Raw genomic sequence first — 14,910 nt, 5'->3', positions numbered from 1 at the left:
GCTCTGCGACCGCTTCGGAGGCAGAGGGTAGCGGAAGTCGGAGGAAGGTCAATGTGGGGGTGACCGATGCGGAGCTTCGATTTTACGCTGGGACATGATGGGCCAAGAGATCGCGCATCATCACTTGAAAGGTGGCGACACATGTCGTAAATAAAGTGACACGTGACGGAGAGACGAGCATGGCTAATTTCCCAATGGCGTTTGCCGAGGCACCACGCATGGAGCCGGAATTCGAACGACTGGTCGACCTATTTGGCGGGCCGAAAGTTCTTGGATTTTCCGTATCCAGTCCGCTCGAGGCACATGAAATGATCCTGCACGGAATTCCAAGCCAAGCCTTGGAAAGCCTTGTGGGACACCTGACCGTCATTGATCTTGCCGATGCTTTCGAGACGGCATTTGGCATGAGCGAGCGGACATTTCAGCGGCATAAGTCGGATCACTCCAGGACCCTTAGTCGGGAGCAAGGCTCTAGAACCTGGAATTTCGCCAGGGTTCTCACGAAGGCCACGTCCGTTCTTGGAAACCAGGAAGAGGCTGAGAAATGGATGATCCAGCCCGCGATGGGGTTGGACAACCGGCGACCAATCGATCTGCTGGCCACAGCGGCGGGTACTATACTTGTACAGGAATTTCTTGAGCGGCTCGACTACGGTGTCTATGCATGACACCCCTGCCAGGTTCCCTGGGAACAGGAGATGTCCTCGGCTGGAGACTTGACCACAAACGCTTCAAGGCAACTTGGGACAGCGGTGAGGGAGCCTTCAAACTCGGTGGAAGATGGAACAGCAAAGGTGTCAGGGCTGTGTATGCGTCCATCGACCCTTCGACCGCCATCCTTGAGGTGGCTGTCCACAAGGGGTTTCGCACGCTGGATACTGTTCCTCATGTGCTGACGGCATTTGCCATCACCGATCCGTCGAAGATTCATGTGGTGGAAATTGACGATATTCCAAACGCAAACTGGCTGCGCCCCGGCATTCCCAGCGCAGGGCAGCAGCAATTTGGTGACAGTCTGCTGGCAAAGCATCCCTTGTTCCTAATTCCCAGCACGGTATCCCAGCACAGCTGGAACCTGGTGTTCGACCCTAGCCAGGCGGCCGGCCTTTACAGCCTACACCTCCAGGAGGATTTCGCGCTTGATACAAGGCTTCACCCTCCTGCCAGGTAGCCGTTCGGTCGGAGTGGGCGTAGCCCTCATGCTGCCTTCAGCCGCCCGCTGATGAAACGAAACTCCTGCGTCTTGCCGCCATAGCCATAGGCGGCCGCCGGCACCTCATGCACGAAGGCATAGCTTTCCTCGTGCACGCCGCCCAGAAGGCGACCAAAGGCATCGAAGAGAGCCTTTAGATAGGCCTCCAGCTCAAGCTTGGTGTTGGTGCCGTCGACCACCTTGATATCCAGCCAGAACGTGTTGGCGCCATGCTCGGCCAGCGACTTGCCGCCGGCGAACCAGTGCTGAGGATCGATATAGGTGACGGCAACGGCGGTGATCGTCGGATCCTTACGCAACTGCGTGGCGGTGATCTCAGTGATTTCCCTGGCGATCCTGGCGGACAAAGCGACGTCCGGCTTGCCGGTGACGCTGATGTTGATGATGGGCATTTTTCGTCTCCTTGGTTTCTAACGGCGTCTGATCGCCGTTGGAGAGACCATGTCACCATCCTTTAATCAAAAAAATCGAATTGTTTTAAACTGAAGATTCGATATTATCGAACTATGGAAACACTCGATCCGGATCTGCTCAAAACCTTCCTCGCTTTCGTCGACAGCGGTTCGCTGGCGCAGGCGGCTTCCAGCGTCGGCCGTTCGCCTTCGGCGGTGACCGCCCAGATGCAGCGGCTGGAGGAGATCGTCGGTGAGCCGCTGCTGGCGCCGCAGGGCAGGGGCCGTGGGCTGACGCCGGCCGGCGAGGACCTTGTCGGCCATGCCAGGCGTATTCTTGCCGTGCATCGCGAGGCATGGCTGGCGCTGAAGGGGGCGAGGGCTGCCGGGCGTGTCGCCATCGGCACGACACAGGATTTCGCCGACAGCGGCCTGCCGGACCTGCTGCGTGCCTTCGCCACCAGCCATCCGCGCGTCAGGATCGAATTGCGGGTCGGTCGCTCGGCCGAACTAGCGCAGGCGCTGCAGGCCGGCAGCCTCGACCTAGCGATCGTCATGCGCCAGACCGCGGCGCCGGACGAGGTCGGCGTGCTGCGCGAGCCGATGATATGGCTGTGTTCACACAAGGGACTGGCCTCGCGGCAGGAAGAGGTGCCGCTGGCGCTGCTCGATCCCTATTGCGGGTTCCGCGAGGCCGCACTCGCCGCGCTCGATGCCGCCGGCCGCCGCTACCGCATCGCCGCCGGCAGCGCCAGCCTGGCTGGCCTACGCACTGCTGTGAATGCCGGCGTTGCGCTGACCTTGCGAACCCCGCGCTTTGCCCATTCCGGCATTGTCGAGGCGCCGCGCGAGCTTGGCCTGCCACCGGTTCCCCCGGCTGAGTTCGCGATCCGGCTGCGCGCCGGTGCCGACGCTTCCGCGGGCGATCTGGCGGCGCTGCTCAGCGGTAACCTGGCTTCGTCTGGGCATTTGGGTTGAAGCCACGGGGCCTCGGTCTCCTCGCCCAGTTCAGAGCAAAGAAAAAGCCGACCTTGCGGTCGGCTTGGGAGTAGGACGGGCCGAGGGGTTTGGGGGGACTTGGGGGGTGGCCCGTCGCACCAATAATGCCTGACCCCGATGATGGTTCCGTGACTGTGTCACTTTTTTAAGAAATATTTGACGCCACCTGCTGCGAGCGGGCCACCAGCCAGTCGCGGCCGGCATGGGCGAACACCGCGCAGAGCACGATGGCGCCGCCGACGAGGCTTGCTTCTGGCGCGATCTCGCCCAGAAACAGGAAGGCAAACAGGATCGCGAACGGCACTTCGGCCGAGCCGAGTAGCCCGGATTCGGCGGCCGGTATGAGCCGTGCGCCTTCGGTCCACAGGATCGACGACAGCGCGAAGGACGCGCCAAAGGTGACGAGCAGAGCGGCATCCCTTGGCGAAACCGCCAGCGGATCGGTAACGAACCAGCCGAGCACGAACAACAGGAAGGCTGATACCGCGCCGGCCCAGACCACGGGTGTGTCGCGAAAGGCCCGCACCATGATCATGTAGAGAGCGCTGCCGATGGTCATCAGCAGCGCCAGTCCGTCGCCGAACAGATTGCCGCTGCCAAAGCTGGACCAGACCATGATCGCCACACCGCAGAGCGACACGGCTGCGGCGATCATCGTCTGCACACGGAAGGGTTCACGCGTCAGCATCCAGGCCAGCAGCGCGGTGAGGAATGGTGCGGTTGCATAGATGACGGTGACATTGGCAACGAAAGTGAATTTGAACGCCGAGATGAAGGCGATGCTGGCCAGCGCCCCTTCCACCGCCAGCAGCCAGCCGCGCCAGCCCAGTCGCAGGCTCCCGCGCCCGCCGGAGCCGCGTCGCCGCCACAACACGTAGAGGCTGATCAGGATCGAACCGACAAAACCGCGCCAGCAGATGATGGTCAGCGGATCGGCATGGATCGATTTTGTCAGCACACCGGTCAAGGCAAACACGGCCGCCGAGCATGACACGAGAATGATGCCCAGCGTGCGCTCGGCAACGGTGTCGGCGGTGGCTGTCACATCAGTCATGTTGCCAGCCTACGCCGCTCCCTCCTGACATCGTAGCGTCAGCAGTCATGCACATCACAGTCGCTTGCGGAAATGCTCGCCGCCGACGATCAGCAGGCCGGCGGCGATGATCAGGGCAGCACCGAGAAACACTTCGCGGCGCGGTACGTCGCCCCAGATCGCAAAGCCGAGCGCGAACGCCCACAACAGCGAGCTGTATTCGAGAGGGGCGAGGATCGATGCCGGCGTCCGCTTCATGCCTTCGAAGAGAAGATATTGCGCCAGACCGCCGAGCGCGCCGACGCTGGCAAGAAGCAGCAACTGGGTCAGATCGGGCGTGTGCCACCACAACAGCGCCGGCACCGCCGAAAACACCAGGAAATAGAAATTGTTGAGGAGAAGCTGGATGATCGAGCGCTCGGCAAGTGCTGTCTTGCGCAGGAGCACGATGGCGATGGCCCACAAAAGCGCGGCAGCCAGCACCAGCAGCACCGGAACGGAGAGGCCGAGATGGGTCGGATCACAGGCGACGAAGACGCCGACAAAGCCGATCAGCACCGCCAGCCAGCGCAGCATCGGCACCTTTTCGTCGAGCAGGAACACCGAAAGCACGGTGACGATGATCGGGGCCGCGTAATAGACGGTGGTCAGTTCGGCGAGCTGCAGGCTGCGGGCTGCGTTGTAATAGCAGAGCCAGGCGGCAAGCGTGAACGCGCTGCGCACCAGCATGGGCCGCACGATCGGCGAGCGCACCGTGTCGGCAAACAGTTTTCGCCCGCCGATCGCCGCGCAGGCGCTCAGAATGGTGATGCTGCGGAAGAACATGATCTGCCAGACCGTCATCCCGGTAACCAGCAGCTTGATCGAAGCGTCCTGCGTCGAAAACAGCAGATAGGCAGCACCGGTCAAAAGGATTCCAGCGAGAACCCTTTCGCGTGTTTCGTGAATGGCGATGTCGGCCATAAGGCGCGGACCAATGTTGCAGAAAGCGTCAGAGACGCTGTGACGCGGCGCAAGGGCTTGAAAGATCAGGCGCTTACCAAGCTAAGCTATACGGTCGAAAGTTGGTCCAGCGCTACGCCAGCCCTGAGCTTGCGTTGGGGCAGGGATGGTCACTCCCGGTTCAGGGCGCCTTTTGAGGCTGGCGGCGCGATTCCCGCCAGGTTGAACTTGCAACGGCTTGCGTTACTGTGGGCCGGAATGCAGTCGAATTTTTCCCTCGATCAGTTTGGACGCTGGAGCGGCGGCGTGGCCGCTGCGGCAATGGCGGCAACGCCCGAAGAACTGTCGGCGCGTTTCACGGCGGCGGCGCAGAGTCTGCTTGGCTCCGACCGTGTCTATGTCGGCTTCTACCGTCGCGACATCACTTCCCTGACCATTGACGATGCCGGCCCCGATCGCTGGAACCGCGACTATGATGCCCGCATCTACCGGCAGGATCCCTTCTTCCAGAGGTTCGCCAGCACCCGGCACGATTTCGTCTTGCCGCTATCGGCTCTGCGCGATGGTGATTTCCAGCTCACGCCCTACTATCGCGAATTCTACGGCCCCTCCGACAGTTTCGACGAGATAACAGGCGTCTTCAATTTCGACAGGCTGACCGCCGGCTATGTCACCTTTTTGCGGCGAAACGGGGCGCCAGCCTTTGGCGAGCAGGATCTGGCGATGGCTTGCGCGGCAAGCAGCGCGACAAGGTTCATTCTGCAAAGATTGCTTCATCTGTGCCGCTCCCGGGACAAGGGCATGGCAATTGGCGATGCGCGATCGCGGCTGAGCAGCCGTGAGAGTGAGATCGCGCGACACCTGATCGACGGCGGCAATGCCAAGACCATTTCGCGAAGCCTCGCCATTTCGCCCGGCACCGTCCGCAACCACATCAAGCAGATCTATCGCAAGCTCGGCGTGCACTCGCAGGTCGAACTACTGGCGGCGATCCGCGGGGTCGCACAGGGCTGACGTTTTCGTGCCTGCCCTATTGCCCCGTCACGATGCGCGTCCACATGCGATTTTGCGACCGCAGCAGCTTTGCGTCGTTGTTGTCCACCACGAACAGCTTGGCCTTCACGTCATCGGACGGATAGACGCCGGGATCGCTGGCTATTGCCTTGTCCATCAGCGGCAAGGAGTCCGGTATCGCATTGGCGTAGGAGACGTAGCTGGAGTTGGCGGCGGCGATGTCGGGGCGCAAGTTGAAGTTGATCCAGGCCTGTGCGTTTTCGGGATGTGGCGCGTCTTTCGGCACTGCCATCGTATCGAAGTTGATGAGTGTACCTTCCTTGGGAATGGAATAGGCGATTTCCAGCTTCTTGGTGGATTCGGCGGCGCGGGTCCTTGCCTGAAGTATGTCGCCTGACCAGCCCAGCACCACACAGATGTCGCCGTTTGCCAGGTCGTTGATGTATTTTGACGAGTGGAAATAGCGGATGTAAGGCCGCACCTTGCCCATCAGTTCCTCGACCTTCGCAAGGTCGTCGGGGTTGGTCGACCTCGGGTTGATGTGAAGGTAGTTCATCGCCATCGGGATGACCTCAGCGGGGGCATCGATCATGGCCACACCGCAATCGGAGAGCTTCTTGACCACGTCGACGTCGAAGACCATGGCGAAGGAATCCGTCGGCGCCTCCGGCAGGCGCTGCTTGACCGCGGCGACATTGTAGCCAATGCCGTCGGTGACGGCCATGTAGGGCACGGCGTGCAGGTTCTGCGGATCGGCGCCCGCGATCAGGGCGAGGGCTTGCGGATCGATTTTCGAGTGGTTTGCAAGCTTCGATTTGTCGAGTTCCAGGAAAGCCCCCGCCTTCACCTGGTTCTTCAGGAACGGGTAGGCAGAGGGATAGACCACGTCATATCCCGAACCGCCGGTGAGCAGCTTGGTTTCAAGAACCTCATTGCCGTCATAGACATCGTAGCGAACCTTGATGCCCGTCTCCTTCTCGAATTTTTCGACCGTATCCGGCGCGATGTAGTCGGACCAATTGTAGACATTGACGACTTTTTCCTCTTCCGCCAAAGCAGCGCTTGCGCAGATGCCGCAAGCGAGCCCGGCAAGCAGGGTTGAGAAGATGAGAGCGCGCATGAGTGTTCTCCGTTTTTCGTTTTGGCCGGCATGCCCTCAACGCCGTTGCGGGGCATAGACCGGCAAGGTGATGCAGGCGACATTGCCGCCGCCGAGCAGGATCTCGCGGGAGTTCTCGATGCCGACTATCCCGTGGTCGGGAAACAGCGCGGCCAGTTTTTGCTTGGCCTGCCCATCGAGATCAGAGCTGAACTCTGGCACGACCACGACGCTGTTGCCCGGATAGTAGTTGATGTAACTGGCCGCGATGCGGTTTCCGGCTGGCCGCGCCCAGGTCGAATCGAGCTGGTCGACGCTTTCGCTCTCTTCCGTCGATATCTCGATTGGCAAGGGGTGAGGCAGCCGATGGACCTCCAAGCTGCGGCCGCGCGCGTCACGCGCCGAACGCAACACCTCCTCGGCCTCCCGCACGATCTCATATTGCGGGTCGTCCCGATCATCGGTCCAGCTCAGCGCGACCACGCCGGGGCGCACGAAGCAGCAGATGTCGTCGACATGGCCGTCGGTCTCGTCAAAAGCAAAGCCGCGCGGCAGCCAGATGATGGTGTCGACACCGAGATAGTCGCCGAGCTGCCGTTCCACGTCGGCCTTGCCGAGATGGGCGTTGCGATTTCGATTGAGCAGGCATTGCGCCGTCGTGATCAGGGTACCCTGGCCGTCACACTGCAGCCCGCCACCCTCGGCGATCAGCGGTGCGCGATAGCGATCCATGTTCTCGATTTCAAGCACTTTTTGCGCCGCCAGGTCATCGAGGTCCCACGGCGAATAGAGGCCGCCATCGAAACCGCCATAGGCGTTGAAGATCCAATCGACACCGCGCACGTCGCCGTGATCATTGACGATGAAATTGGGGCCGCTGTCGCGCAGCCAGGAATCGTTGGTGGACATTTCCACCACGCGAACATGGGCGGGCAATCGCGCTCTGGCATTTCGCCACTGGCGGCTTGATGCGGCCACAGTCACCGGCTCGCTTTGCGCAATCGCCGTGGCGACATTGGCGAACAGCCTCTGCGCCGGTTTGGCGCCCAGGCGCCAGGTATCGGGCCGCTCGGGCCAGATCAGCCAACAGCCTGATTTCGGTTCGAATTCGCCAGGCGCGCGAAACCCGTCCTGTTTTGGCTTCGTCGAGAGGGTATGTGGCATTGCGGGATCACCGGAAATGGAATGACGACTTTCCGGGATCAGACGGTTTTGAGGTCTCTTCCGTCAATGTCCCATTTGGGACGTCGGCGCGTCGGTTGTGGCAGGCCTGCATTGCTGCAGGGGCGAACACCATTGCCTTCGCGAGATGATCGGAGCAAATCTCGGTCAGACGGCGTAGGCCAGCAGAACAACGGACGAAAAAGGACAGCGAATGGACGCCACCCAGTTGAAGGCCATGCAGTCACCGCTGAAGCAGGCTTACCGCGACGACGCTTCGCAGGCGCTGATCACGCTTCGCGCCAAAGGCTCGATCGACGATCAGTCGGTGGCCTGCAAGGTGGAGACGGGCAGGGCGATCGCCATCGCCGGCCTGCATCCGGCAACCGGCGGCTCAGGGCTCGAGCTCTGTTCCGGCGACATGCTGTTGGAGGCACTGGTGGCGTGCGCCGGGGTGACGCTGAAGGCGGTGGCGACGGCGCTCGAGTTCAAGCTGGGCGCTGCCACGGTGGAAGCCGTGGGCGATCTCGATTTTCGCGGCACGCTCGGTGTCGCCAAGGACGCGCCCGTCGGTTTTCGCGCCATCCGGCTCAATTTCGCTCTCGACACCGATGAACCGCAGGAGCGCATCGATTCGCTGCTGAAGCTGACCGAGCGCTATTGCGTGGTGTTCCAGACCATCAACCAGAAGCCGGAATTGACGGTGAGCGCCGAGCGTTGAAAATCACAAGGCCCGCAGCCGGCGGCTGCGGGCCTTGTGCAACCGATGCTTACTGCGCCGCCGGCTCTTCGGCATCGCCTTCGTCGGTGAACGGCGAGGCGCTCGGTACGCACTGCACCGACCAGCCGGTGGGTGTCGGCTGCTTCTGATATTCGGTGATGGCGGCGGTGCACTGTTCGCGCTTGTCGAAGGTGCTGGGCAGCACCACCATGCCGCCCTGCGGGCCGGCGATTACCAGATACCAGACCAACGCTGCAGTCGTAGCCATGGGGATGTCCTTGTTCTGCCCAGCTCGGGCGCTCGTTGTTGTGGGAGTCTATACGATCCTACCAACTCTATGGAAACGACGAAAGCATGACAGAAGCACAGCCTTTCCGCCTCTGATCACAGCCGCGTGATCGTCCGGTGGATTCTGATCCCGATGTTTGAGGCCCATCGCCTCAGTCGGTGGCAAAACAGTAGAACAGCCCGTCGCCACCGGTGCCCTTCAACGCCTCCTGGCCGCAGCCGCCACGCGAAGCATGCGAGGAATTCCACGACTTTGCCGCCGCCGAATCGTCGAGGCCTGTGCGGTCGTGATGCCCCATCATCGCTGCCCCTTCGGCGCCGCTCATCGTCCAGTCGCCGCAGGTCTGGTCGGCGATCCTGGTGCCGTCGGGTTTAGACCCGGTCAGCATGTCGTGCCGGTTCGGCTTGTCGCCGCGGCCGTTGATCACTTCGCCCTTTTCGCTCAGCGCCGTCTGCTTGCTGATGCCGTTGGCGTCGCTGTGCAGCGAGGCGACATCGTCGGCGATCTTCTCGCCCTTGGCGTTGAACCACGGACCCTTGCCGATGCGGTCGCGGGCATCCTCGGCACTGGTCGAGAGGTAAGCATGCCAGCTCTTGCCGGTGACGCCGGCGGCTTCAGCCAGCGAAGCGCAATGCGCGTCGGCGCCCTTCAGGCCGCCGAGATCGGCGCCCTTGCCGGAGCCGGCACTGGTGACGAAGAAACTCATCTTGGCATCTTGCGAGAGGGCGGTGCCGGCGGTGGCGGTTAGGGCGGCCGTGATGGCGGCGCCAACGAGAAGAAGTCTGCGCATATCGGTCCTCCGGTTTCGAATGTCCTACATTCGAAGAAACGTAACTGGAGGCCCTTTTAATCCCTGACATATGCCACCCAAATGCGGGCAATGGTTCCGGGAGCCGTCAAAACCGAGGTGTAAGCTTATTCAGGCTGCCTGTAGGCAACGAAGCGATTGTGCTTGGCCTGGAAGATCAGCCCGGTCTCTTTCAGCTCGGGGCTGGCCAGCGGCACGATGCGCTTGGCGATCTCCGAGGGGTGCGGCAGCGTCTCCGGATCCTCGCCGGGCACGGCCTGGGCTCGCATCGCGGTGCGGGTGGCGCCCGGGTCGGCGGCATTGACACGCAGCGGCAGGCTTTGGGTCTCATGCGCCCAGGAGCGCATCATGGTCTCGACCGCGGCCTTCGATGCCGCGTAAGGCGCCCAGAAGGCGCGCGCTGAGTGCGCTGCGTTGGACGACAGGATGATGGCCCGGCCGGCATCCGAGAGTCGCAGCAGCGGGTCGACCGAGCGGATCAGCCGCCAGGTCGAAGTGACGTTGATGGTCATCACCTTCTCGAACGTCTTGGCCTCGACATGGCCGATCGGCGAGATGACGCCGAGTACGCCGGCATTGGCGACGAGAATGTCGAGCTTGCCCCAGCGCTCATGGATGGCGCCGCCCAGCCGGTCGATGCCGGCCATGTCGGCGAGATCGAGCGGCACCAGCGTCGCCTGGCCGCCGGCTGCCTTGATCTGGTCGTCGAGTTCCTCCAGCCCACCAACGGTGCGCGCAACTGCGATGACATGCGCCCCGGCTGCGGCCAATTCCCTGGCGATGAAATAGCCGATGCCGCGCGAGGCGCCGGTGACGACCGCAACGCGGCCGGTAAGGTCGAGGGTCATGCGAGAATTTCCGTAAGGTGGTCTAGAGCAATTCCAGGAAAAGTGTGAAGCGGTTTTCCGTCCGGAATTGTGTCAAACAAAGAGTCTAGCTTACGCCCCGTTGTTCGCCAGCAGCGACAGCGTGCGCACATTGTCGTGGCCTTCGAAGTCGAGCAGGCGGGTCGGGTACTGGCCGGTGAAGCAGGCGTCGCAGAATTGCGGCTGGTCGTTGTCTCGGCCGGCCTCGCCGACGGCGCGGTAAAGCCCGTCGATCGAGAGGAAGCCGAGTGAATCGACACGGATGAACTCGGCCATCTCTTCCACCGACATGCGTGACGCCAGCAGCTTCGATTTCTCCGGCGTGTCGACACCGTAGAAACAGGAGGCGCTGGTCGGCGGCGATGCGATACGCATGTGCACTTCCTTGGCGCCGGCATCGCGCACCATCTGCACGATCTTCTGGCTGGTGGTGCCGCGCACGATCGAATCGTCGACCAGAACCACGCGCTTGCCCTCGATCATGCGGCGGTTGGCGTTGTGCTTCAGCTTGACGCCCATATGGCGGATCGAATCGCCGGGCTGGATGAAGGTACGGCCGACATAGTGGTTGCGAATGATGCCGAGCTCGAAGGGAATGCCTGCGGCTTGCGAAAAACCGATCGCCGCCGGCGTCCCCGAATCCGGCACCGGCACGACGATGTCGGCCTCGACCGGGTTTTCCTGCGCCAGTTCGGCGCCGATGCGCTTGCGAACTTCGTAGACGTTGCGGCCTTCGACCGAAGAATCTGGCCGGGCGAAATAGACATATTCGAAGATGCAGAAGCGGGTCTTCTGCGGCTCGAACGGGAACAGGCTTTCAATGCCCTTGGAGGTGACGACGACCATCTCGCCGGGTTTCAGGTCGCGCACGAAACGGGCGCCGATGATGTCGAGCGCGCAGGTCTCGGAGGCAAGGATCCAGGCGCCGTCGAGATCGCCCAGCACCAGCGGGCGGATGCCGAGTGGATCGCGGCAGCCGATCATCTTCTTGGCCGTCATCGCCACCAGCGAGAAGGCGCCCTCGACCTGCCGCACCGCGTCGATGAAGCGCGAGTTGAGGTCGCGCTCCTTGCTGGTCGCGACAAGGTGCAGGAGCGTCTCGGTGTCGGAGGTGGAGGAGAAGATCGCGCCTTGCTTCTGCAGCGCGCGCTGCACCGTCATAGCGTTGGTCAGATTGCCGTTGTGGGCGACGGCAAAGCCGCCATCGGCCAACTCGGCGAAAAAGGGCTGGATGTTGCGCATGCCGGCGCCGCCGGTCGTGGCGTAGCGTGTATGGCCGATGGCACGGTTGCCTTGCAGGCTGTCGATGACGCGCTGCTTGGTGAAGGTGTCGCCGATCAGGCCGACATGGCGTTCGACATGGAACTGGGTGCCGTCGTAGGAAACGATGCCGGCCGCTTCCTGGCCGCGATGCTGCAGGGCGTGCAGGCCAAGTGTGACGATGGCGGCTGCGTCCTGCCGGCCAAAAATGCCGAACACACCGCATTCGTCATGGAAATGGTCGTCGGCCTCGGCGGAAAGCACGTCGTCTGCGTCTGCCATCTTAAGCTCCGCTAAAATCGCCATATAAGGCGGTCATGCGCCGAAAGCAACGCACACCGTGCAATCGTTCACACCATCGTCAGGCTAGACGCGTCAGTTTGCAGGTGCTGCCGGCGCCGGCTTGGCCGTGTTGTCGGCAGGCGCGGCGTCATTGTCATCGGGCGCTGGCGCGTTGGCGTCGTCGCCGCCGGCAGGCGCATCCGCTGCCGGTGCGTCCGGCGCGGCTGGTGTCTCGGCGGCCGGTTGATTCGGATTGAGCTTCTTGAGGATGGCGTTTTCCGGATCCTCGGGCAGCAGGCTTTCGAGCTTGGCGCCGATCTGTTCCAGCAGCGGCCGCGACTTGGCCTCCGTCACCCAGGCGGGAGCCTTGGCGCCGGCCAGCCAGTTGAAGAACAGCAGGGCGACAGCGACAACCAGGATGCCGCGAGCGGCGCCGTAGAGGAAACCGAGCGTGCGGTCGAGCGCGCCGATCCGCGAATCGATGATCCAGTCGGCGAGCTTCATGGTGATGACCGAAACGACGATCAGCGCGATGACGAAGACGACGCCGGCGGAGGCCGCCATGGCGATCTTCTCATTGTCGATATAGGGCTTCAGGTAGGGCAGGACCGGCTTGTAGAAGAAGAAAGCCGCCGCCGCTGCCGCCGCCCACGAGACGACCGACAGGACCTCGCGCGAAAAGCCGCGAACCATGGCGAGCATCGCCGAGACCAGGGTGAAGCCGACCAGGATTCCGTCAAGCAGCGTAATCGGCATGTTTTTCGCCCCACTCCGATCTGTTTTTCACGGCTCGACGAGCCGCGTCACTCTTCATCGTCGGCGCGGCTGCGCCGTGAGCCGGCTATGCGCGCCACGAGGTCGGCAAGCTCGGTGGGCTGGAAAGCGCCGGCCCCGATCCCTCCGGCAAGTTCCTCGCTGCCCAAGGGCAGAACCGCGCTACCAAAACCCAGCTTTTCGGCTTCCTTAAGGCGCTGCTGCGCATGAGCAACTGGCCTCACCGCGCCCGAAAGGCTGATTTCGCCGAAATAGACGCAATCTGCGGGAAGGGCAAGACCAGTGAGTGAGGAAACCAATGCGGCGGCGACCGCGAGATCGGCCGCCGGCTCGCTGATACGGTAGCCGCCGGCGACGTTGAGATAGACGTCATGGCTGCCGAAGCGCACGCCGCAATGCGCTTCGAGAACCGCCAGGATCATCGACAGCCGGGCGCCGTCCCAGCCGACCACCGCCCGGCGCGGCGTGCCGAGCGAGGACGGCGCGACCAGCGCCTGGATCTCGACCAGAACCGGCCTCGTGCCTTCCATGCCGGCGAAAACCGCCGCACCTGGCGATTTCGCATGCCGCTCGCCCAGGAATAGCTCGGAGGGATTGGCGACCTCGCGCAAACCCTTGTCCGACATTTCGAACACGCCGATCTCGTCGGTCGGCCCAAAGCGGTTCTTCACTGTGCGCAGGATGCGATAGTGATGGCCGCCTTCGCCCTCGAAGTAGAGCACGGCATCGACCATGTGCTCGACCACGCGTGGACCGGCGATCTGGCCTTCCTTGGTGACATGGCCGACCAGCACGATCGCCGCACCCGTGGATTTCGCATAGCGGATCATCGCCTGGGCGGCGGCGCGCACCTGGGTAACGGTGCCCGGCGCCGAATCGGCGAGGTCGGTCCACAGGGTCTGGATGGAATCGAGAATGACTAGATCCGGCCGCTTGCCGTCGGCGATTGTGGCGAGGATGTCCTCGACATTGGTCTCGGCTGCCAGTTCCACCGGCGTGTCGGCGACGCCGAGCCGCTGCGCCCTCAGCCTGATCTGCGCGACGGCTTCTTCGCCCGAGACATAGACTATGCGGTGGCCTCGCGAGGCGAGAGCTGCTGCGGCCTGGGTGAGCAGCGTCGACTTGCCGATGCCGGGATCGCCGCCGACCAGCAGCGCCGAGCCGCGCACGAAGCCGCCGCCGGTGGCGCGGTCGAGTTCGCCGATGCCCGAGATGATGCGCGGCGCATCCTCGATGTCGCCCGACAATGTGGTCAGCACCACCGCGCGACCCTTGCGAGCGTTGCGCGTGTTGGCTGGCCCTGAGCCGATGCCGCCGGACGTGCCTTCCTCGACCAGCGTGTTCCACTCGCCGCAGGCATCGCATTTGCCGGCCCAGCGCTGATGCACCGATCCGCAATTCTGGCAGATGAACTGGACGCGCGACTTGGCCATTAGTTTATAGGTTCCAAAAGATACTTTTGGCGATCCCAGTAAACTGGCAATGCATCTTCGATAGTACTGAAGTGCGTAAGCTGTTGTCCGCGGCTTCGAGCCCATTTGTTGTGTGCACTCAGGCAGGCGCTGATGAATAACTCCATTGCAAAGTCGTTCTCGCGCACAACCTCTCCATGCAGGTTTTCTAACAATTGCCCAAGCGCCATCGAAAGGAGGCGATCATCCTGTATATGCATCAGTTCAAAAGCGCATCCGATCGCAGCCGCCGATGTGTTTTGCCGAGATTCCTCTAATGAATGTAGCAAAAAATCTCGCAAGTCTTTGACGTCGGAATCCGTTCCCAAATGCCAGATGCCATAAAGGCTATTCACCGCAGCACTTCGAGCATAGTCATCAGCGTCAGTGGTAAGGAATTTCTGCACCAATTTGACGTTCTCGGACGTTGGCTCGCTCGAGAGGCTGAACACTAGCAAGGCTGCATGCGACTCGGGACGAAATGTTGACTCTGCGGACCTCAGATAATCAGAGATTTGAATGCGCTCTTTTTCGGAGATTTCGTACGCGTTAAATTTTATCCGCTGGTAGATTTTGCTGAAATCTAATTGGCTGGTCCGAGACAAG

Annotated in this window: 17 protein-coding genes; 5 read left to right on the top strand and 12 right to left on the bottom strand. The window is 62.2% G+C overall.

Going from position 1 to position 14,910, the window contains the following annotated elements; all coding sequences use genetic code 11:
* Nucleotides 1-179 precede the first annotated feature (179 nt).
* Both parS and AC1DX4_RS05730 read left to right on the top strand, forming a co-directional pair.
* Entirely contained in the window at nt 180-668 is a 489-nt protein-coding gene (gene parS, locus AC1DX4_RS05735; RefSeq protein ID WP_051643591.1) for a type II RES/Xre toxin-antitoxin system antitoxin, read from the top strand.
* The gene (locus AC1DX4_RS05730; protein WP_477219401.1) at nt 665-1,171 is read left to right on the top strand and encodes an RES family NAD+ phosphorylase; all 507 of its coding nucleotides are present in this window, start codon (nt 665-667) and stop codon (nt 1,169-1,171) included. The genes parS and AC1DX4_RS05730 overlap by 4 nt, the downstream gene beginning before the upstream one ends.
* Before the next feature lie 26 nt (nt 1,172-1,197).
* On the opposite strand, the gene AC1DX4_RS05725 is transcribed toward AC1DX4_RS05730, so the two are convergent.
* Nucleotides 1,198-1,605 (bottom strand): tautomerase family protein, encoded by a 408-nt coding sequence (locus AC1DX4_RS05725; protein ID WP_477219400.1) that lies wholly within the window; start codon nt 1,603-1,605, stop codon nt 1,198-1,200.
* A 114-nt stretch (nt 1,606-1,719) separates the two neighbouring features.
* On the opposite strand from AC1DX4_RS05725, the gene AC1DX4_RS05720 reads away from it, so the two are divergent.
* Nucleotides 1,720-2,583 carry a LysR substrate-binding domain-containing protein gene (locus tag AC1DX4_RS05720; RefSeq protein ID WP_477219399.1) on the top strand — a complete coding sequence of 288 codons (864 nt, stop codon included), beginning with the start codon at nt 1,720-1,722 and terminating at the stop codon, nt 2,581-2,583.
* 166 nt (nt 2,584-2,749) lie between these two features.
* Here AC1DX4_RS05720 and AC1DX4_RS05715 read toward each other — a convergent pair whose 3' ends face one another.
* Both AC1DX4_RS05715 and AC1DX4_RS05710 read right to left on the bottom strand, forming a co-directional pair.
* Complete coding sequence (locus AC1DX4_RS05715; protein WP_477219398.1) at nt 2,750-3,658, bottom strand: DMT family transporter; 909 nt, start codon at nt 3,656-3,658, stop codon at nt 2,750-2,752.
* 54 nt (nt 3,659-3,712) lie between these two features.
* Nucleotides 3,713-4,600, bottom strand: a complete 888-nt coding sequence (locus AC1DX4_RS05710) for a DMT family transporter (RefSeq protein WP_477219397.1) — start codon at nt 4,598-4,600, stop codon at nt 3,713-3,715.
* Between the two features lie 285 nt (nt 4,601-4,885).
* Here AC1DX4_RS05710 and AC1DX4_RS05705 point away from each other — a divergent pair, with 285 nt between their 5' ends.
* The gene (locus AC1DX4_RS05705) at nt 4,886-5,593 is read left to right on the top strand and encodes a helix-turn-helix transcriptional regulator (protein ID WP_477219396.1); all 708 of its coding nucleotides are present in this window, start codon (nt 4,886-4,888) and stop codon (nt 5,591-5,593) included.
* A 16-nt stretch (nt 5,594-5,609) separates the two neighbouring features.
* Here AC1DX4_RS05705 and AC1DX4_RS05700 read toward each other — a convergent pair whose 3' ends face one another.
* Both AC1DX4_RS05700 and aguA read right to left on the bottom strand, forming a co-directional pair.
* Nucleotides 5,610-6,713, bottom strand: coding sequence for a polyamine ABC transporter substrate-binding protein (locus AC1DX4_RS05700; protein WP_477219395.1), 1,104 nt, complete (start codon nt 6,711-6,713; stop codon nt 5,610-5,612).
* 36 nt (nt 6,714-6,749) lie between these two features.
* On the bottom strand, nt 6,750-7,856 hold the full coding sequence (aguA, locus tag AC1DX4_RS05695) for an agmatine deiminase (protein ID WP_477219394.1): 1,107 nt from the start codon (nt 7,854-7,856) through the stop codon (nt 6,750-6,752).
* A 211-nt stretch (nt 7,857-8,067) separates the two neighbouring features.
* Here aguA and AC1DX4_RS05690 point away from each other — a divergent pair, with 211 nt between their 5' ends.
* The gene (locus AC1DX4_RS05690; protein WP_477219393.1) at nt 8,068-8,574 is read left to right on the top strand and encodes an OsmC family protein; all 507 of its coding nucleotides are present in this window, start codon (nt 8,068-8,070) and stop codon (nt 8,572-8,574) included.
* Between the two features lie 49 nt (nt 8,575-8,623).
* Here the strand turns inward: AC1DX4_RS05690 and AC1DX4_RS05685 are convergent, their stop codons facing one another.
* The 7 genes from AC1DX4_RS05685 to AC1DX4_RS05655 all read right to left on the bottom strand — a co-directional run bounded on the left by AC1DX4_RS05685 (nt 8,624) and on the right by AC1DX4_RS05655 (nt 14,909).
* Nucleotides 8,624-8,842: a hypothetical protein gene (locus AC1DX4_RS05685; protein WP_027045347.1), complete on the bottom strand. Its 219-nt coding sequence runs from the start codon at nt 8,840-8,842 to the stop codon at nt 8,624-8,626.
* A gap of 172 nt (nt 8,843-9,014) precedes the next feature.
* Entirely contained in the window at nt 9,015-9,653 is a 639-nt protein-coding gene (locus AC1DX4_RS05680; RefSeq protein ID WP_477219392.1) for a hypothetical protein, read from the bottom strand.
* A 125-nt stretch (nt 9,654-9,778) separates the two neighbouring features.
* Nucleotides 9,779-10,519: an SDR family NAD(P)-dependent oxidoreductase gene (locus tag AC1DX4_RS05675; protein ID WP_010915156.1), complete on the bottom strand. Its 741-nt coding sequence runs from the start codon at nt 10,517-10,519 to the stop codon at nt 9,779-9,781.
* Nucleotides 10,520-10,609: 90 nt separating this feature from the next.
* Nucleotides 10,610-12,079, bottom strand: a complete 1,470-nt coding sequence (gene purF / locus AC1DX4_RS05670; RefSeq protein WP_027034473.1) for an amidophosphoribosyltransferase — start codon at nt 12,077-12,079, stop codon at nt 10,610-10,612.
* A 93-nt stretch (nt 12,080-12,172) separates the two neighbouring features.
* Nucleotides 12,173-12,835: a CvpA family protein gene (locus AC1DX4_RS05665; protein ID WP_013896312.1), complete on the bottom strand. Its 663-nt coding sequence runs from the start codon at nt 12,833-12,835 to the stop codon at nt 12,173-12,175.
* A gap of 47 nt (nt 12,836-12,882) precedes the next feature.
* Nucleotides 12,883-14,286, bottom strand: coding sequence for a DNA repair protein RadA (gene radA / locus AC1DX4_RS05660; RefSeq protein WP_475451569.1), 1,404 nt, complete (start codon nt 14,284-14,286; stop codon nt 12,883-12,885).
* On the bottom strand, nt 14,286-14,909 hold the full coding sequence (locus AC1DX4_RS05655) for a hypothetical protein (protein ID WP_477219391.1): 624 nt from the start codon (nt 14,907-14,909) through the stop codon (nt 14,286-14,288). The genes radA and AC1DX4_RS05655 overlap by 1 nt, the downstream gene beginning before the upstream one ends.
* Between the last annotated feature and the right edge of the window lies 1 nt (nt 14,910).

Source organism: Mesorhizobium sp. P3_A8, assembly GCF_056402995.1.
Note: the sequence above shows the minus strand (reverse complement) of the source record. Positions and strands in the feature narration are given on the sequence as shown.